This window comes from Bacillus sp. K2I17 (assembly GCF_002209985.1).
Taxonomy (GTDB): domain Bacteria; phylum Bacillota; class Bacilli; order Bacillales; family Bacillaceae_G; genus Bacillus_A; species Bacillus_A wiedmannii.
In genome coordinates this window covers 17875-34738 of the sequence record NZ_NJGF01000003.1, presented here as the reverse complement: position 1 = coordinate 34738, position 16864 = coordinate 17875, and the positions used below count along the sequence as shown (strand labels likewise).

The following is a 16864-nucleotide window of genomic DNA, read 5'->3' as shown; positions in this document are numbered from 1 at the left end:
TCTTTCTTCTTATTCGTAGTAGAGAAGGAGAATGAGTGAAATGAAAAAAGAAAAGGCAGTTGTTGTTTTTAGTGGAGGACAAGATAGTACGACATGCTTATTTTGGGCAATAGAGCAGTTTGCAGAAGTAGAAGCTGTAACGTTTAATTACAATCAACGTCATAAACTAGAAATTGATTGTGCAGCGGAAATTGCGAAAGAGCTAGGAATTAAACATACGGTGCTAGATATGAGTCTATTAAATCAACTTGCTCCAAATGCGTTAACGAGAACGGATATGGAGATTACACATGAAGAAGGTGAATTGCCATCGACGTTTGTAGATGGACGAAATTTACTATTCCTATCATTTGCTGCTGTATTAGCAAAACAAGTTGGAGCACGTCATATTGTAACGGGTGTATGTGAAACTGATTTCAGTGGTTATCCAGATTGCCGTGACGTGTTTGTGAAATCGTTAAACGTTACTTTAAATTTATCCATGGATTATCCGTTCGTAATTCATACACCACTTATGTGGATTGATAAAGCGGAAACATGGAAATTATCAGATGAACTTGGAGCATTCGAGTTTGTTCGAGAAAAAACATTAACATGTTATAACGGAATCATTGGTGATGGTTGCGGTGAATGTCCAGCATGTCAGCTTCGTAAAGCAGGATTAGATACGTACCTACAAGAACGCGAAGGAGCAAATAACTAATGGATAATTTCTTTGGATTTCGCATCGTAGAAAATTTGCAAAAAATGGACAAGGATATTCAGCGTAAACAGCTCAAATATCATAATAAAAGAGTAATGGTCAGCAAGGAATTTACATTTGATGCAGCACACCATTTACACTGTTATGAGGGGAAATGTAAAAACTTACATGGTCACACATATAAAGTTGTATTTGGGATTAGTGGATATGTAAATGAAATAGGTCTTGCGATTGACTTTGGAGATATAAAAGAAATTTGGAAGAATGAAATAGAAATTTATTTAGACCATCGTTATTTAAACGAAACGTTACCAGCAATGAATACGACTGCTGAAAACATGGTCGTTTGGATTTATGAAAAGATGGCAGAAGCATTACTAAAAGATAATCGTGCGAACGAATATAAAGGAGCTCGTGTTGAATTTGTTCGTCTTTTCGAGACGCCAACTAGTTATGCGGAAGTAAGACGGGAGTGGATGCTCGATGAGTAAAATCCCTGTCTTAGAAATATTTGGTCCGACCATTCAAGGTGAAGGAATGGTTGTGGGACAAAAGACGATGTTTATCCGTACAGCTGGCTGTGATTATAGTTGCGCATGGTGTGATTCTGCTTTTACGTGGGATGGATCGGCTAAGGAACAAATTAGACAGATGACAGCAGAGGACGTTTGGAACGAGCTTGTAGAAATTGGTGGCGAAAATTTTTCTCATGTTACGATTTCAGGTGGAAATCCAGCATTGTTGAAAAATATTGAGTTTCTTCTTTCTATATTAAAAGAGAATGGAATGCGGACGGCAATCGAAACGCAAGGGAGTAAATGGCAAGATTGGTTACTTCAAATTGATGAGATAACGATTTCTCCAAAACCACCAAGTTCGACGATGAATACTGATTTTCAGAAGTTAGATGCTGTTATTCAGAAACTAGCAGGAAAAGATATTAGTTTAAAGGTAGTAGTATTTGACGATTATGACTTTGAGTATGCAGTTAAGATGCACGAACGTTATCCAGATGTTCCATTCTTCTTACAAGTAGGGAATGATGATACAAAAACTGTGGATGATGCGATGTTGATTAAAAAATTATTAGATAAATACGAGTGGCTTATTGAAAAAGCGGTTAACTGTAAAGAAATGAATAATGCAAAAGTATTGCCACAGCTTCATGCGTTAGTATGGGGAAATAAACGCGGAGTATAATGAGAAGGGATGTTTAAAATGGCAGGAAGATTAGATGAAGATTTAAAAGATGTAACTTTATTAGGAAATCAAAATACAAAATATTTATTTGAATATAGCCCAGAAATTTTAGAGGTATTTGATAACAATCATCCAAACCGTGATTATTTTGTGAAATTTAATTGCCCTGAATTTACAAGCTTATGTCCGAAAACAGGTCAACCAGATTTTGCAACAATTTATATTAGCTACATTCCAGAACAAAGAATGGTAGAGAGTAAATCTTTAAAGCTATATTTATTTAGTTTCCGCAATCATGGTGACTTCCACGAAGATTGCATGAACGTTATTATGAATGATTTAATTAAATTAATGGATCCGCGTTACATTGAGGTATGGGGGAAATTCACACCACGTGGAGGGATTTCAATTGATCCTTACTGCAACTACGGTCGCCCAGGCACGAAGTATGAACAAATGGCAGACTACCGTATGATGAACCATGATCTATATCCAGAAACAATTGATAATCGTTAATATAATAGAAAGAAAGGATCTGTATAACATACAGATCCTTTCTTTCTATTATATTATGCATTTTGATTAATGACAGTATAGTTTTTATGACTTACAACTGTAAGAGGTTCCATATCTAGTTCTCTAAAATTTTCCATAATTGTTATATCTACAATAACGGAGTTTTGATTTACTTTTTGAACACGGCCTTGCATTCCACCTTTAAATTCAATGATATCTCCAGTTTCTGCGATCTGCATAAGCAACTCTCCTTGTTACAGTTTTCCAAAAAAAGAATAATTTTGGTTTTTTTTTATTTCCTCTTATTTTGAACCATATTGTCTAGTTTGTAAATGTTTCCAAAGTAAAAATTCGAAAAATATTCACATTTTGTAAGAAAATATGCAAGAACTCCAGGTTATTAGAAAAAAAGAACGGTTTAAATGCGTGCATCTTTATATAGGGGTATAATGAAAAAATACAATAACCTACTAAAGTGGGAGAAATTAGAGGCGGTAAAATGATGTTTGAATTTGTGGGGAGTGTTATAGCATTAACTTTATTTGTATTTTCTTATATAAATTTAAAAAAGATTCGTCATCATGAAACGACTACATATTTTGATGGGATGGATGGTATACATGCTGGGGTCACACATGAGAGTGGTGGGGATATGTAAAGGTGTATAACTTTCTTTTTTTGCGTGGTATGATATTTAAAAATAGTACATAATAGAGTTCGTAAGTGATGAATGGAGAGTGGAAAGAATGAAGATTTCTTTTATTCGTCATGGCCGCTTAGATCGTACTATAGAACCAATGACGGTTACATCCTTTCATGAATGGATGAAAGGATATGACTTACATACTATAACAGAAAAAGCACCTATACCAATGGAAACAATGGAAGCGGTTGAAGCAGCAAAGTTGATTGTAACGAGTGATCAAAGGTGTGCTATACAGTCAGCAGCTGAATTAATGAATTCTTTATCTTTTATGCAAAATTCTCTTTTTAGGGAAGCTGAAATTCCGACGAATTTTTATGCTCCAACATGGTTGAAATGTAAACCTAACGTATGGATGTTTATCGGGCGAACATTATGGATACTTGGTTACTATAAAGGTGTTGAGTCTTATAAGGAAGTAAGAGAGAGGGCAAGGCAAGCGGCTTACTTATTACACCGTTATGCTCTCGTACATGGAAGTATTGCTCTTGTAGGTCATAATTACATTAATGCAATGGTTGGTGCGGAGCTGAGAGCGATGGGATGGTCTGGTTCTCCTATTTTACATAGGAAGCCATGGGGATGTACAACCTATACATTCCACGAAGCGATGGATGGAAATATATTAAATACAAAATTAACATAAAAGCACACGATTTATATATAAATCGTGTGCTTTCTTTTTAAGACATAGAAATTTTGATGTTTAATGTTTTTACGAGGTGTGCATAAGGTTCGCCTACAAGCATAACGATTTGATCTTTTTTATAACCTAGTTTTTCATATAGTGAATAGGCACGTTTGTTTTCTAAATTAACAAGTAATGCGATTTTTTCATGCTCCTTTTCAGTTGCATGGATTTCAGCAGCTTCAATTAATTGAGAACCGATTCCTTTTCCGCCATATGCACTTGAAACTGATAATGTATCAATGTAATATTCATCAAGTTCAGCTTCTTTTTCTAATGTAATTGATTCATCTTTATGTAATTCTCTTAAGTAATGTACAATTGGTGCATCAAGACTTGTTGCTTCACTACCGTGATAAGCGACAATAACCCCAACTGCAACCCCGTCTTGTACATATACAAAACAGTTTTCATAGCTCAGTCGATTTCTCTCTTTTGAGAACCATGTTTCAAGTCCTAGTAATACTTCTGTCTCAACTGTGCTGCCTGTGATTTTTTCAGCAATTTCGTGCAGAGCGTTATATAATAAAGGTGCAATTGCCTTCGCATCTGTCTTTTTTGCTTTCCGAATCATAGTATCCCTCCTAATTCTATTTATATATTGTAGCATAGTGGTATGGAACTTTGCATAATTGAATACTGAAATGATTGATATAGAGAAGTAGCTATGTTAGTATATGATATTTAGTGGACATATACTAAAGAGATCTTTTTTGAAAAATAATGAAAATGAAATGAAGGTATAGCACCTGGATAATTTTACAGTTGTTGACCTATAGAATATACGATAAAATAAAATATTGCATAGAGGTGAAATACATGGATAAAGAATTAGCAAATGCAATTTTGGATCAGCTGAAAAATGGTGAAATAAAGGAGTATGTTGTTACGAAAGATGTATTTTATACGTTCAGAGAAGTTGTAGTAAGTCGAGAAGATTTTAAACATATTATTGGGAACGCACAGCGCGGCGGACAAGTAATTTATACATATTCAGAAACGCCACGTTCGTAACTAGAAGAATATAGGGAGGGGAATTATGGGCGATTTTAAACAAGGCATATTACCGCATTGGGATTATATGTGGAAAGATAGAGCTGGCAATAGGTTTATGGGGATGGTCATGTATCCAGAGAAACGAAAGTGTTCGGCAAAAATGCTTCAGAAAATAAAAAGAGCATATGAAGAGGCTATAGAAATTAAAGTAACCGTACAAGTTCAACATACATATCAGTACGTAGAAGGAATGATTGTGTACTTTGATGAAGAAGCTCCTGTATGTACAATGATTGATAAAGATGAAAATCCACATCATATATTTGTAAAAGATATTTTGCGCATTGAGCACTCAGAATAATCTTTTCATAAATAAGTTGAATTTCCATAATAATAATCTTTTTCTATAATAGTTATCTTTTAGTATGTAACGCGAACCGAAAGTATATGTATAATATTTAATAAAGTAAAACTGATAAATGTAATCGTTTTTTAGAACAGATTATCGTTTCATGTCTGTTCTTTTTTGCGTGATGCTGGAGAAATATATTCCTCCAGCATTTGCCGTTTTATGACAAAATATATTGGTAACTTTTTTTAAAATAAGGTTAAATTCGTTGACAACTTTTTTGAAAAGCACTTTATTGACATGAGTTTTAGAATGTTGTTTCATAGTCATTGTATTGAAAAAAATCGACTGTCTTGTCGAAAAGTAAAATTTAAAAAAAGAAAGAATTTATACATATATCTTGTGTCTTATTTTGAAACGTAATACAATATATAGAGAAATCAAGAAACAACATACAGAGAGTATAGATTGGAGAGGGAGGGTCGGAAATGATAGTTGCATATGATTCTATGACAGGAAACGTGAAGCGTTTCATTCACAAATTAAATATGCCGGCCGTTCAAATTGGTGAAGATCTAGTAATAGATGAAGACTTTGTTTTAATTACGTATACAACAGGTTTTGGCAATGTACCAGAACGTGTTTTAGAATTTTTAGAGCGCAATAATGAAAAATTAAAAGGCGTATCTGCAAGCGGCAATCGTAACTGGGGAGACATGTTCGGTGCAAGTGCTGACAAAATTTCTGCTAAATATGAAGTGCCTATTGTATCAAAATTTGAGTTATCAGGAACAAATAATGATGTAGAATATTTTAAGGAAAGGGTGCGGGAGATTGCGACACATTGAACTGAATAATGAAATCACGCAAATGCAGGACGGTTTTTATCAGCTTCATAAAGATAAAGAGGCATTAGAAGTCTTTATGGAAGAAGCTAGAGAAAATACCGTTCATTTTAATAGCGTGGCAGAGCGAATGGAGTATATGAAAGAATATGATTACTATTACAACGTTCTGGACGAGTATAGCTTGGAGGAAGTAGAAGAGGTATATAACATCGCTTATGGTGAAAACTTCGAGTTCCAATCTTATATGGCAGCATCTAAGTTCTACAAAGATTATGCGTTAAAAACAAATGATCAAAAACAATACTTAGAAAGCTATGAAGATCGTGTAGCAATTGTTTCATTATACTTAGGACGCGGTGATGTTGCGAAGGCAAAACACTTCGCAAGCATGATTGTAAAACAAAACTACCAACCAGCGACACCAACCTTTTTAAATGCGGGACGAAGCAGAAGAGGAGAAATGGTGTCTTGTTTCTTATTAGAGATGGATGATAGCTTAAATTCAATCGGCTTTAACATTAATACTGCAATGCAATTATCAAAAATCGGCGGTGGAGTAGCTTTAAACTTGTCTAAGCTACGTGCACGCGGTGAGCAAATTAAAGGTATCGATAACGCTGCAAGTGGTGTAGTACCTGTTATGAAATTACTTGAAGATTCGTTTTCATATGCAAATCAACTTGGGCAACGAAAAGGTGCCGGCGCAGTATACTTAAACATTTTCCATTGGGATATTATTGAATTCCTTGATACCAAAAAAATAAATGCCGATGAGAAGAGCCGTATTCAGTCTCTATCAATCGGAATTATCGTTCCAAGTAAGTTCTTTGAGCTTGCTGAGAAAAACGAACCTTTCCATGTTTTCGCGCCTTATACGGTGTATAAAGAATACGGAAAGCATTTAGATGATATAGACATTGATGAAATGTACGATGAATTAATGAGCAATCCGAAAGTGAAGAAGAAGCCGCTAGATATTAGTGCACGTGATATGCTTATTAAAATTGCTATGATTCAGCTTGAGTCTGGTTACCCATACTTAATGTTTAAATCAAATGCAAATAACCAACATCCACTGAAGGATATTGGAACTGTGAAGATGTCGAACTTGTGTTAAATATGTAGCACCTTCTAGTAGAAATGCTAGTCGAAAACTCCGTTAAACGGGGAAAGCCTCAAATTTGAGGTAACCTACCGTGCTAAATCTTATCTTAGAATGAAAATATAAAAGTTCAGAATGTATCTTATTATTTTGTATAGCAGAGTTATGGGACAACATAAAGTAATAAGAGACTTTCTGAAGTATGTAAGATAAGTAAAAGCCTAACGACTATCCCTTATGGGAGTAGAGCGCAAGCGATTGGCGTTCGAAAAGCGGAGCACCTAATCAGGTAATGCTGTAGGTGATGATATAGTCTGTCCTGTATGGTGACATACAGCAGTTGCATGAGCAACGGACTGAGGAGTAGCGGACTCGGTTGAACATTCGAGACAGAAATCTTCCAGCTTCAAGAAACTTCTGAAATAAATGATTACGGTACAGATGATATTATCCGTCGTGATATTAACTGTAATTTAGGATCGTTAAATATCGTAAATGTAATGGAAAATAAAGAAATTCGTGAAGCTGTTCATGCGGGAATGGAAGCTTTAACAGCTGTGTCTGATATGACGATCATTCCGAATGCACCAACTGTGAAAAAAGCAAATGATGAGCTTCATTCAGTTGGACTTGGCGCAATGAACTTACACGGATATTTATCAAAAAACAAAATCGCATATGAAAGTGCAGAAGCAAAAGAGTTCGCTCGTACATTCTTTATGATGTTAAATTACTACTCTATTGAGAAAAGTATGGAAATCGCTAAAGAAAAAGGCGAAACATTTAAAGACTTCGATAAGTCTGATTATGCGAATGGCACATACTTTGAAAAGTACGAAACGACAGATTACAGCCCAGTAACTGAAAAAGTTCAGCAACTATTTGAAGGAATTCATATTCCAACAAAAGAAGATTGGACAAGTTTAAAAGAGCAAGTGAAGAAGAATGGATTATATAATTCATACCGTCTTGCCATCGCTCCAACACAATCTATCAGTTACGTTCAAAATGCAACTTCAAGCGTAATGCCGATCGTAAGTCAAATCGAATCAAGAACATATGCGAATGCGACGACATATTATCCAATGCCGTATTTATCAAAAGATACGTTCTGGTACTATAAATCTTCTTACGATATGAATCAGTTTAAATTAATTGATTTAATCGCAGAAATCCAAGAACATATTGACCAAGGAATTAGTACAATTCTTTACGTTAATAGTGATATTTCAACACGTGAATTAGCACGTTACTACATCTATGCACATAAAAAAGGCTTAAAGAGTCTTTATTATACGAGAACACGTAAGTTAAGCGTGGAAGAGTGCGTAGCTTGTACCGTTTAATATAAAAAGTGAGACATCATGAGCAGGGTTTTCTGAACCCTGCTCATGCTTAGTTATCAATTTTTCATGTTTATTTAGAGAAGGGGCGATTGAATGCGTGCGGTAAACTGGAACAAAAAAGAAGATGATTTTAGTTTAATGTTTTGGAAGCAAAACATCGCTCAGTTTTGGACAGAAGAAGAAATCGCAGTATCTTCTGACAAAAATACTTGGGCACAATTATCAAAAGAAGAGCAGATTGCTTATAAGCGTGTATTAGGTGGTTTAACACTTTTAGATACGAAACAAGGTGGCGAAGGGATGCCACTTGTACTTGTTCATCTTGAAAATTTACAAGCGAAAAGTGTATTAGCTTTCATGGGAGCTATGGAAGAAGTACATGCGAAGAGTTACAGTCATATTTTCACAACGTTAGCTACTGAAGAAGAAATTGATGATATTTTTGAATGGGTAGACAATCATCCATTACTTGAGAAAAAAGCTGGTATTGTTACTAGTTACTATCGTCGTTTATTAAAGCCTGAAGTAACGAAAAAAGAGTTATACATGGCGATGGTAGCAAGTGTATTCTTAGAAAGTTACTTATTCTATAGTGGATTCTTCTACCCACTTTACTTAGCAGGTCAAGGTAAATTGACAGCAAGTGGTGAGATTATTAACCTAATAATTCGTGATGAGTCAATTCACGGCGTATTCGTCGGTATTTTAGCACAACAACTCTTCGCAGAACTTTCTGCAGAAGATCAACAAGAAGTGCAAAAAGAAACACAAGAGTTATTAATGGAACTATATGAAATTGAAATGGCATACACAGAAGAAATTTACACTTCTATCGGTCTTGTAGAGGATGTAAATCGTTTCGTTCGTTACAATGCGAATAAAGGACTTATGAACTTAGGACTTGAGCCGAAGTTTGAAGAAGAAGAAATTAACCCAATCGTTTTAAATGGTTTACGTACAGATACGAAAAACCATGATTTCTTCTCTGTAAAAGGGAATGGTTACGTAAAAGCAACGAACGTTGAAAAGTTAGCTGATGATGACTTCGTGTTTGATTTTTAATATATACTCATAAAGAAAAGCTGTCTTATTCATTGATAAGACAGCTTTTCTTTATGGATTTGTTTACATAACACTATTATTTTTGTATAACGAGTTCTGTTTAAAAAGTTCTATCCAGCAAATGGATAGAACTTTTTTGTAATTAAATGGGTATTTACAAACTATTTGTATCGGTGTATTATTTAACTAGTACACCAATACAAAAGGAGGGAAGAAATGAAAATAGAGTTTTCTCCAAATACACCAATTTACATTCAAGTAATGGAATACATAAAAAAAGAAATCGTAACAGGACATTTATTGCCGGGTGATAAAATTCCCTCTGTACGTGAATTAGCGAGTGAATTACAAGTAAATCCAAATACGATTCAGCGTACATTTCAAGAGCTAGAACGGGATGGGGTTGTTGTCACACGTAGAGGAATGGGACGATATGTAACGAATGAAGGGGAGAAAATTATGGAGCTGCGAAAAGAGATGGCGAAAGAATTACTTCATTCTTTTATAGATGGAATGGACAATTTAGGTTTTTCAGAAGAAGAAATTCTTACAATCCTTCGCTCTTCATTACACGAGAAGAGGGAGGAGAGCGAATGACAGAGTTATTAAAAATAGAAAACTTATGGAAGAGATACGGATTGAAAGCAGTGATCCGTGAATTAAACATAGAGATTACGGAAGGGAAAATTATAGGACTCGTTGGAGATAACGGGAGCGGGAAAACGACGTTATTGAAAATGATTGCCGGTCTGCAGCATCCTTCCGAAGGCAGTATTACAATCGCTGGTAAAAAGGTAGGATTAGAAACGAAAGAAATTGTTTCTTTTATGTCGGATAAACCAGTATTTGATGATTGGATGACGGTAAAAGATTCTTTATTCTTCTATCGAGATTTTTATAAAGACTTCGACATTCAAAAAGCGGTAGATACAATTGCGGAATTTAAAATACCGTTAGAAGAAAAAATTACAGCTTTATCAAAAGGTATGGTTGAAAAGCTACAAATTATTTTAACATTTTCGAGGAAAGCGAGGTTATACGTACTAGATGAACCATTGGGCGGGATTGATCTCGTTTCTAGGGAGCATGTACTGGAACTTATTTTACAGTTTTATCGCGAAGACTGTACTATTTTAATTGCAACACATTTAATTGGAGAAGTGGAAAATATTTTTGACGAAGTAATCTTTTTAAAAGATGGTGAGAGTGTATTGCATGAAAATGTAGAGGAATTACGTTTCCAAAGAGGAAAAGCTGTTACGGATTTGTTTAAGGAGGTGTTTAGTAGATGAAGGCCAGTTTAATATATATGTACAATGCGAATAAAAAACAAATTTTCATTTCGTTATTGTCATTCATATTTATTGCAGCTGTCGCTTTTGTAAGTATGGGGAATTATATTAAACAAGAATCAGGAGAAGTAAGGCAAATGATTATAGTTGCCTTAGTATTCTTAGTTTATATAATTTTTGCGGTATTAGTATTTCTGCAGGCGATGTCTGCGTTTGGGAAAATGACCGAAAGTACATTATTTCGATTAACACCGATATCTGGTAAAAAAATTGTTTTAGCAATATTGTCATATGCGGCAATTAGCTTAATGTGTTTTGAAGTAATAGGTACTATGTTTTTCTATAGCATTTCGATGAAAGTAATAAAAGGTACAGAACTCTATGGATTGTTATTTACCGAAAGTACACTTACGTTAGATATAGTAAAACAATTATTTAGCAGTGTGTTATATGTATTTAATTTATCAAGTGTATTGTTAGTTTTACTTTTTACAGTAGCTGGCGTTAAAGTATTTTCTTTGAAAAAGAAAAAAATGGAGTATGTAATTATTTTCTTCTTATTTTTACTAGTAACGAAAGTAATCAATATGATATATGAAATGCTAGGTGGACTTGCACCTACACCTGCTTTTATAAAAAAGTTAGTGTATATAGATGAATCATCAGAAGCAAATGTGTTTCTTTATCCAGAAAAACTTATGAATTTATATAGCCTTAGTTTTTCTATAGGAATATTTATTCTACTTGTTTATATAACAGGTCGCATAATCGATAAAAAACTAGAAGTCTAAAGGAGGAATCAACATTGGGAAATGTAGTAGTAAAGTTAGAGAATGTTCGAAAAAAGATTGGTGGAACAGAAATTATTCGCGGTTTATCATTTGAAGTTCGTGAAGGGGAAGTGTACGGGTTTCTTGGACCGAACGGTAGTGGTAAAACGACGACAATTCGTATGATGACAGGTCTTATATCAATGACAGAGGGCGATATTACAATTTGCGGTCATAGTATTCGCACGGAGCGTGAAAAGGCGCTAGAGCAAATTGGGGCGATCGTAGAAAATCCTGAACTATATGATTATATGACTGGAATGCAAAACTTAAAGCATTTTGCGAACATGGCAATTACACCAATTAGTAAAGAGCGCATTGCTGAGATTGTAAAGCTTGTCGAATTAGAGCACGCGATTCATAAAAAGGTGAAAACATATTCACTTGGTATGAAACAACGTTTAGGAATTGCACAGGCATTACTTCATCAGCCGAAAATCTTAATTTTAGATGAGCCAACAAATGGATTAGATCCAGCGGGTATTCGCCAAATTCGAGATTATTTACAACGTTTAGCGAAAGAAGAGAATATTGCTGTAATCGTATCAAGTCACTTATTAAGTGAAATTGAACTCATGTGTGATCGCGTCGTTATTATTAAGCAAGGTGAGTTTGTGCAGGAGTACAACTTACACGAACAAGCGAAACACGATGAGACAGTAGTTGTAGCGTTTGAAGTAGATCAAGTACAGAAAGCAAATGAAATCATTAAAGGTAAGACGCAAGGAAATGTAATTGCAGTATCTGTAATGAAAGAGGAAATCCCACAACTTGTAAAACGACTTGTGAATGACGATGTGCTTGTATACGGAGTTACTGTTCAAAATAAAACGTTAGAGGATGAGTTCTTAGCGATTACAGGGGGAGTGAAAGCGTAATGTTTAAATTAATTCAAAATGAATTTTTAAAGTTACATGCGAAAAAAGGTATGTATATTTTAATTGGTGTCATTGCAGTATTGGAGATTTTGGGAGTTTTAGCGATGCTGAAATGGGGAGACGGAAGTGAATTTAAAGGATCATATTTAGATTTTGCAAGTTCAGAGATTGGTTTAATTACTTTGTTTGCAACAATTTTTGGGATTACGATTGCTTCTCGTATGATTACTGATGAGTTCCAAAAAGGTACAATTAAGCAGTTATTAATCCGTCCAAGAAAACGAATTACAGTTTTATTCTCTAAATATATTACAGTGTTACTTACTATAGTATTTATCATATTTGCTAGCACGTTAATTGCAATGATTATTGGCGGAATTGTAATGGATGGTAGTAAAACAGAATTAACGGTAGGAATCGTAATGAAATCTACTTTATATCAAGTACTTTCACCGTTCTTCTTTGCGACACTTGCATTTTTCTTAGCAAACGTATTTAGAAAGTCTGTATTACCATTAATTATTACGATGTTCCTCTTCTTCTTACAAGGACCAATTAATATGGTACTGATGATGTTTGCAAAAGGTGTAGCGAAATTTGTAGTGTTTTTCCATTTAAATTTAAGTGTGTACGATAGTAATAAACTAGTAAGTGGCGGAACGGAACCAACATTTACAGAGTTTACATTTACAACTTCATTATTACTTGTAGCTGCATACTTTGTTGTATTACTTGTAGCATCAAGTGTATTATTCCAAAAACGTGACGTATTATAATAAAAGAAATCCCCGCTTGTAAAAACGGGGATTTTTATTACATAACTTTCTTGTATATTTCAACTGGAAGAAAAGAATGATTACTATATATATTGTTCGAAAGTATTTGAGAAAAATAGGAAGAACTTCAACTATATTCATATTATAATTTAGTTATCACACCATTTACTTTTACTATTTTTGGAGGTGTTCTATGTGCACTATGCATTTTCACGTATAAGACTACGTAGCTTTTTTGGATGGATGATTATAGGATTGTTCCTTACGATGATCCCATTAAGTCTATCAAATGTTTCTGATAATACGGTGGAAGTTATTTCACAAATAACTGTATTTTTTCTATTTCCGTTATTTTGGTTATACGTAAAAACAAATAAAAATAATATTGTATTTAATAGTTTTTTTGATAAACCAGGACGTTTACCGTGGGGATTAATTGTATTAGCAACGATAATGGGAATGATTTTTTCAGTTGGTATATCTCATATTCAATTTTACATATTAGCACATACGTTACCGAATTTCTTAGTTACTATGTTAGAAGAAGGAAATGTTATTAATACGAGTAACATATATATGACGATATTTACTTTCGTTTCAGCATGTGTATTAGCACCTATTATGGAAGAGGTTATTTTTAGAGGCTTCTTTTTACAGCGCATGGCTTATAAATGGGGCATTAAAAAAGCTGTAATCATATCTTCACTTATTTTTGGTTTAGGACATTTTGATGTTATTGGTGCATTTATGTTTGGTATTGTAATGTGCCTTTTATACATAAAGACGAAAAATATATGGACGAATATCGCTGTACATGCTCTAAATAATTTAATTGCAACAAGTATGCAATTTGTCGGTGGAGAAGAGAGTAGCGCAATCTCAATTACTGAATTACAAGCGCAAAGTAATTTATGGATCGGTATTGGTCTTACAGTTGTTGGATTACTTTGGTTAATTCCTTACGTTTGGAAACAATGGCGTACAGTAAAAGAAGTGGGTGTGCCACTAGTGCGCTTTATAAATGAGGAAAAAGTGGTGAGTGCATTACAAGAAAATGAAGTGTATAGTCAAGTGATCGTAACAGATAGACTGATGGCTGTAGAGCTACCAGATGAGGCTGTAAATAAGCTTCGATTAGAAGAAAATGATTATGTAACAGTATCTGTAGAAGAAGATAAAATTGTAATAAAGAAAGCGCGTGATAGATAATTAAAAAGTAGCTCTTAGGAGCTACTTTTTAATTTGTAATAATTTCTACACGAAAATTATTACCGTTCTTTACATATTTAATATCTGTAACAGTGCGGACTGTTTTTAAAATCTCCACTTTTTCACCAATTCGAGGGATAGTCGGAACATTATCCCAAATGCCAAGTAAATCATCTAATTGTGCCGTTTTTTCATAAAACCAGATTTTCAATGTAAAGCCCCTTTCTCGAACTTTATGTATTTTAATACATAATATATTATTTTTATTCTTATTGTAAGGGGTTTTTTTGTATTTTATGAATAAAAATAAATTAAGCTTCTGGGAAGATATGTTCAATATCAGGAGTAAGAGATACTTCTGATAATACGATATGAGAAACTGTCGTTGCATATGAAGAAACATCATTGATAAAATCTTCAAGTTCAACGAGTGAAGGAACAGAAATTTTTACAATGTAGCATAAGCTTCCTGTTACTCGGTAACAAAAACTTGCAGATGGATAAGACTGAATAAATTGTTGCATACGTGTTGTATCACCATTTTTTAAAGTGATTTCTAGAATACAATCTAAAACGAGTCCTGCCTTTTTATAATCAATATCGATTGTGTATTTTTGAATAACACCTTCGCTTTCGAGCTTACGAACACGTTCTGAAGTAGACGGAGCAGATAAGTTTACTCGTTTAGCCAATTCACGCATCGAAAGGCGACTATCATTATATAATTCATTTAAAATTTTTCGATCAACACGGTCTAATTGCATTTGTAAATATACCTCCAATAAAATAATGATTTTTGTAAAGGAAAAATATAAATTAAGATTCATATGAAATGTAAAGTGAACGTTATTTATTTTACAATAAAACAGAAGGAAATAGGAGGGGAAATGATGGAGAGAATTTCATTATCAAATGTAGGAGATACAAAGTTTCAAAAGTTATTAGGGCATAATTCGGATATATTACATTCGTGGAGTACGTTAGAAGATACACTGTACAATAAAGGAACTCTTTCAGCAGAGTTGAAGGAGCAAGTGAGAAGAACATTAGCGTATGGGAATGAATGTCCGTACTGTATGGCAAAGGGAAGACCTGATGATGTGCAAAAGGCAGAGGAGATTGGTGTAGCTGTTACTTTTGCGCATACATTTGTTCATGACCGAAAAGCAATAGATGATACTATGTTTCACGTATTAAAACAATATTGGACAGAAAAAGAAATTGTAGAGCTTTGCGCCTATGTTTGCTTTATTACTGCGTCACAACAACTTGGTTTTCTGTTTCAATTACAGCCGAATGAAGGAGAAAATGATGACTAATCAAATAGCACTTATTATAATTGATGTACAAAAGGCGTTTCAGTTACCATACTGGAGCGAGAGAAATAATCTTTTTGCTGAAGAAAACATGAGAATGTTATTAGCAGAATGGAGAAAAAGGAAACGACCAGTTTTTCATATTCAACATGTAAATAAAGAAAATGCTCAATCGATGTTTTATGAAGGAGCGGAAACGGTGAACTTTAAAGAAGAGCTGAAGCCATTACCAGGTGAAGTGATTATTCAGAAATCTGTTAACAGCGCGTTCATTGGGACAAATTTAGAAGAGCAATTAAGAGAGAACAAATGTAATGCAGTAGTGGTTGTAGGATTAACGACAAATCATTGTGTGGAGACTACGACACGAATGGCAGGAAATTTAGGATTTACAACGTATTTAGTGAGTGATGCAACGGCTACTTTTAACCGTAAAGGTCTAGATGGTAAAGAGTATAATGCAGAGGATATTCACAATATGACACTTGTAAATTTACATGAAGAGTTTGCTACGATTGTAACGACAAAAGAAGTGTTAAAATTATTTTAAGAAAATAATTGCGAATTATGTAGAAAAAAATAAGAATATTTCGTATAATCTAAGTACAATCATTTTGAAATAGGGGTGGCATCATATGGAGCAAATTCCGGTAAAGAGAATAGAAGAAGTACTTGTTGTAGCAGGGGACGATAAACAGAAGCAAAAGGAATTTTATGAATTGCTCTTATCTACTGAGTTTTATGTTGCTGGTTCACTAGAAGCAGAGGACGGGGCAACAGAAGGAATACTTCGTTTGCGTCATTTCCAAGGAGAGGGTAGATGGATCGTTCCGTTCTTTACACAAATGGAATTTGTAAAAGACGTGTTGCCAGAAGGAACGCCCCTTATTACGATACGTGGAAAAGAATTATTTGGTAGCATTGAGAAAGATGCTACAGCAGTATTAAATGTTGGCACTGATATAAGTAAAACATTTATTCCAGAAGAAGTTGCAGATATCGCATCTGGACGAATTTTTAATTATTATAAATAAAAGGAAAAGCGGAATC

At 34.2% G+C, this 16864-nt stretch carries 24 protein-coding genes and 1 pseudogene; 21 read left to right on the top strand and 4 right to left on the bottom strand.

Features of this window, described 5'->3' with window-relative positions:
* Positions 1-40: 40 nt before the first annotated feature.
* From queC to queF, 4 genes are read left to right on the top strand one after another with little or no spacing between them, the layout of a single operon-like run.
* Entirely contained in the window at positions 41-703 is a 663-nt protein-coding gene (gene queC / locus CER22_RS05335) for a 7-cyano-7-deazaguanine synthase QueC (RefSeq protein ID WP_000711595.1), read from the top strand.
* Positions 703-1194 (top strand): 6-carboxytetrahydropterin synthase QueD, encoded by a 492-nt coding sequence (gene queD / locus CER22_RS05330; RefSeq protein ID WP_000368411.1) that lies wholly within the window; start codon positions 703-705, stop codon positions 1192-1194. Before queC ends, queD begins: the two co-directional genes overlap by 1 nt.
* The gene (queE, locus tag CER22_RS05325; RefSeq protein ID WP_000036302.1) at positions 1187-1903 is read left to right on the top strand and encodes a 7-carboxy-7-deazaguanine synthase QueE; all 717 of its coding nucleotides are present in this window, start codon (positions 1187-1189) and stop codon (positions 1901-1903) included. Before queD ends, queE begins: the two co-directional genes overlap by 8 nt.
* Before the next feature lie 18 nt (positions 1904-1921).
* Positions 1922-2419, top strand: coding sequence for a preQ(1) synthase (gene queF, locus CER22_RS05320; RefSeq protein WP_000918895.1), 498 nt, complete (start codon positions 1922-1924; stop codon positions 2417-2419).
* A gap of 53 nt (positions 2420-2472) precedes the next feature.
* Here queF and CER22_RS05315 read toward each other — a convergent pair whose 3' ends face one another.
* On the bottom strand, positions 2473-2658 hold the full coding sequence (locus tag CER22_RS05315; protein WP_001165081.1) for a YkvS family protein: 186 nt from the start codon (positions 2656-2658) through the stop codon (positions 2473-2475).
* 263 nt (positions 2659-2921) lie between these two features.
* Between CER22_RS05315 and CER22_RS32950 the strand changes: the two genes are divergently transcribed.
* Complete coding sequence (locus CER22_RS32950) at positions 2922-3077, top strand: hypothetical protein (protein ID WP_002096778.1); 156 nt, start codon at positions 2922-2924, stop codon at positions 3075-3077.
* Between the two features lie 88 nt (positions 3078-3165).
* Positions 3166-3768: a histidine phosphatase family protein gene (locus CER22_RS05300; RefSeq protein ID WP_088062586.1), complete on the top strand. Its 603-nt coding sequence runs from the start codon at positions 3166-3168 to the stop codon at positions 3766-3768.
* Positions 3769-3805: 37 nt separating this feature from the next.
* Here CER22_RS05300 and CER22_RS05295 read toward each other — a convergent pair whose 3' ends face one another.
* On the bottom strand, positions 3806-4384 hold the full coding sequence (locus CER22_RS05295) for a GNAT family N-acetyltransferase (protein ID WP_088062589.1): 579 nt from the start codon (positions 4382-4384) through the stop codon (positions 3806-3808).
* Between the two features lie 245 nt (positions 4385-4629).
* Between CER22_RS05295 and CER22_RS05290 the strand changes: the two genes are divergently transcribed.
* From CER22_RS05290 to CER22_RS05230, 12 genes and pseudogenes are all read left to right on the top strand, one after another.
* Positions 4630-4824 carry a hypothetical protein gene (locus CER22_RS05290; protein WP_000356682.1) on the top strand — a complete coding sequence of 65 codons (195 nt, stop codon included), beginning with the start codon at positions 4630-4632 and terminating at the stop codon, positions 4822-4824.
* Between the two features lie 25 nt (positions 4825-4849).
* Positions 4850-5167, top strand: a complete 318-nt coding sequence (locus tag CER22_RS05285) for a hypothetical protein (RefSeq protein ID WP_000502198.1) — start codon at positions 4850-4852, stop codon at positions 5165-5167.
* Positions 5168-5643: 476 nt separating this feature from the next.
* Positions 5644-6003, top strand: a complete 360-nt coding sequence (gene nrdI, locus CER22_RS05275; protein ID WP_000634376.1) for a class Ib ribonucleoside-diphosphate reductase assembly flavoprotein NrdI — start codon at positions 5644-5646, stop codon at positions 6001-6003.
* Positions 5990-7117, top strand: a pseudogene (locus tag CER22_RS05270) (ribonucleotide reductase N-terminal alpha domain-containing protein); the annotation flags it as partial. The gene nrdI and the pseudogene CER22_RS05270, both read left to right, overlap by 14 nt.
* Before the next feature lie 383 nt (positions 7118-7500).
* Complete coding sequence (locus CER22_RS05265; RefSeq protein WP_306295567.1) at positions 7501-8451, top strand: ribonucleotide reductase; 951 nt, start codon at positions 7501-7503, stop codon at positions 8449-8451.
* A 93-nt stretch (positions 8452-8544) separates the two neighbouring features.
* A complete protein-coding gene (gene nrdF, locus CER22_RS05260; protein ID WP_060489487.1) occupies positions 8545-9513 on the top strand; it encodes a class 1b ribonucleoside-diphosphate reductase subunit beta in 969 nt (322 codons plus the stop codon).
* Positions 9514-9729: 216 nt separating this feature from the next.
* The gene (locus tag CER22_RS05255; protein WP_000687513.1) at positions 9730-10110 is read left to right on the top strand and encodes a GntR family transcriptional regulator; all 381 of its coding nucleotides are present in this window, start codon (positions 9730-9732) and stop codon (positions 10108-10110) included.
* On the top strand, positions 10107-10805 hold the full coding sequence (locus CER22_RS05250; protein WP_048544987.1) for an ABC transporter ATP-binding protein: 699 nt from the start codon (positions 10107-10109) through the stop codon (positions 10803-10805). The genes CER22_RS05255 and CER22_RS05250 overlap by 4 nt, the downstream gene beginning before the upstream one ends.
* Positions 10802-11596, top strand: a complete 795-nt coding sequence (locus CER22_RS05245; protein WP_088608348.1) for an ABC transporter permease — start codon at positions 10802-10804, stop codon at positions 11594-11596. Before CER22_RS05250 ends, CER22_RS05245 begins: the two co-directional genes overlap by 4 nt.
* A 14-nt stretch (positions 11597-11610) precedes the next feature.
* Entirely contained in the window at positions 11611-12513 is a 903-nt protein-coding gene (locus CER22_RS05240; protein WP_088608347.1) for an ABC transporter ATP-binding protein, read from the top strand.
* Positions 12513-13289 (top strand): ABC transporter permease, encoded by a 777-nt coding sequence (locus CER22_RS05235; protein WP_088608346.1) that lies wholly within the window; start codon positions 12513-12515, stop codon positions 13287-13289. The genes CER22_RS05240 and CER22_RS05235 overlap by 1 nt, the downstream gene beginning before the upstream one ends.
* Positions 13290-13484: 195 nt before the next feature.
* A complete protein-coding gene (locus CER22_RS05230) occupies positions 13485-14498 on the top strand; it encodes a CPBP family intramembrane glutamic endopeptidase (protein WP_088608345.1) in 1014 nt (337 codons plus the stop codon).
* 28 nt (positions 14499-14526) lie between these two features.
* Here CER22_RS05230 and CER22_RS05225 read toward each other — a convergent pair whose 3' ends face one another.
* Both CER22_RS05225 and CER22_RS05220 read right to left on the bottom strand, forming a co-directional pair.
* The gene (locus CER22_RS05225) at positions 14527-14709 is read right to left on the bottom strand and encodes a DUF3913 family protein (RefSeq protein ID WP_000707107.1); all 183 of its coding nucleotides are present in this window, start codon (positions 14707-14709) and stop codon (positions 14527-14529) included.
* Positions 14710-14809: 100 nt separating this feature from the next.
* The gene (locus CER22_RS05220) at positions 14810-15262 is read right to left on the bottom strand and encodes an Lrp/AsnC family transcriptional regulator (protein ID WP_088062596.1); all 453 of its coding nucleotides are present in this window, start codon (positions 15260-15262) and stop codon (positions 14810-14812) included.
* A gap of 126 nt (positions 15263-15388) precedes the next feature.
* Here CER22_RS05220 and CER22_RS05215 point away from each other — a divergent pair, with 126 nt between their 5' ends.
* The 3 genes from CER22_RS05215 to CER22_RS05205 all read left to right on the top strand — a co-directional run bounded on the left by CER22_RS05215 (position 15389) and on the right by CER22_RS05205 (position 16848).
* Complete coding sequence (locus CER22_RS05215) at positions 15389-15817, top strand: carboxymuconolactone decarboxylase family protein (protein ID WP_088608344.1); 429 nt, start codon at positions 15389-15391, stop codon at positions 15815-15817.
* Positions 15810-16364 (top strand): cysteine hydrolase family protein, encoded by a 555-nt coding sequence (locus CER22_RS05210; RefSeq protein WP_142293429.1) that lies wholly within the window; start codon positions 15810-15812, stop codon positions 16362-16364. The genes CER22_RS05215 and CER22_RS05210 overlap by 8 nt, the downstream gene beginning before the upstream one ends.
* Before the next feature lie 85 nt (positions 16365-16449).
* On the top strand, positions 16450-16848 hold the full coding sequence (locus CER22_RS05205; protein WP_000435201.1) for an SseB family protein: 399 nt from the start codon (positions 16450-16452) through the stop codon (positions 16846-16848).
* Positions 16849-16864 lie beyond the last annotated feature (16 nt).

Bases quoted from the DNA above. Each gene is read 5' to 3' on its own strand.
- nrdI (WP_000634376.1), top strand. From the start codon at position 5,644: ATGATAGTTGCATATGATTCTATGACAGGAAACGTGAAGCGTTTCATT.
- CER22_RS05315 (WP_001165081.1), bottom strand. From the start codon at position 2,658: ATGCAGATCGCAGAAACTGGAGATATCATTGAATTTAAAGGTGGAATG.
- queD (WP_000368411.1), top strand. From the start codon at position 703: ATGGATAATTTCTTTGGATTTCGCATCGTAGAAAATTTGCAAAAAATG.
- queE (WP_000036302.1), top strand. From the start codon at position 1,187: ATGAGTAAAATCCCTGTCTTAGAAATATTTGGTCCGACCATTCAAGGT.
- CER22_RS05300 (WP_088062586.1), top strand. From the start codon at position 3,166: ATGAAGATTTCTTTTATTCGTCATGGCCGCTTAGATCGTACTATAGAA.
- CER22_RS05295 (WP_088062589.1), bottom strand. From the start codon at position 4,384: ATGATTCGGAAAGCAAAAAAGACAGATGCGAAGGCAATTGCACCTTTA.
- CER22_RS05205 (WP_000435201.1), top strand. From the start codon at position 16,450: ATGGAGCAAATTCCGGTAAAGAGAATAGAAGAAGTACTTGTTGTAGCA.
- queF (WP_000918895.1), top strand. From the start codon at position 1,922: ATGGCAGGAAGATTAGATGAAGATTTAAAAGATGTAACTTTATTAGGA.
- CER22_RS05255 (WP_000687513.1), top strand. From the start codon at position 9,730: ATGAAAATAGAGTTTTCTCCAAATACACCAATTTACATTCAAGTAATG.
- CER22_RS05215 (WP_088608344.1), top strand. From the start codon at position 15,389: ATGGAGAGAATTTCATTATCAAATGTAGGAGATACAAAGTTTCAAAAG.
- CER22_RS05290 (WP_000356682.1), top strand. From the start codon at position 4,630: ATGGATAAAGAATTAGCAAATGCAATTTTGGATCAGCTGAAAAATGGT.
- CER22_RS32950 (WP_002096778.1), top strand. From the start codon at position 2,922: ATGTTTGAATTTGTGGGGAGTGTTATAGCATTAACTTTATTTGTATTT.
- CER22_RS05285 (WP_000502198.1), top strand. From the start codon at position 4,850: ATGGGCGATTTTAAACAAGGCATATTACCGCATTGGGATTATATGTGG.
- CER22_RS05235 (WP_088608346.1), top strand. From the start codon at position 12,513: ATGTTTAAATTAATTCAAAATGAATTTTTAAAGTTACATGCGAAAAAA.
- queC (WP_000711595.1), top strand. From the start codon at position 41: ATGAAAAAAGAAAAGGCAGTTGTTGTTTTTAGTGGAGGACAAGATAGT.
- CER22_RS05250 (WP_048544987.1), top strand. From the start codon at position 10,107: ATGACAGAGTTATTAAAAATAGAAAACTTATGGAAGAGATACGGATTG.
- CER22_RS05245 (WP_088608348.1), top strand. From the start codon at position 10,802: ATGAAGGCCAGTTTAATATATATGTACAATGCGAATAAAAAACAAATT.
- nrdF (WP_060489487.1), top strand. From the start codon at position 8,545: ATGCGTGCGGTAAACTGGAACAAAAAAGAAGATGATTTTAGTTTAATG.
- CER22_RS05210 (WP_142293429.1), top strand. From the start codon at position 15,810: ATGACTAATCAAATAGCACTTATTATAATTGATGTACAAAAGGCGTTT.
- CER22_RS05220 (WP_088062596.1), bottom strand. From the start codon at position 15,262: ATGCAATTAGACCGTGTTGATCGAAAAATTTTAAATGAATTATATAAT.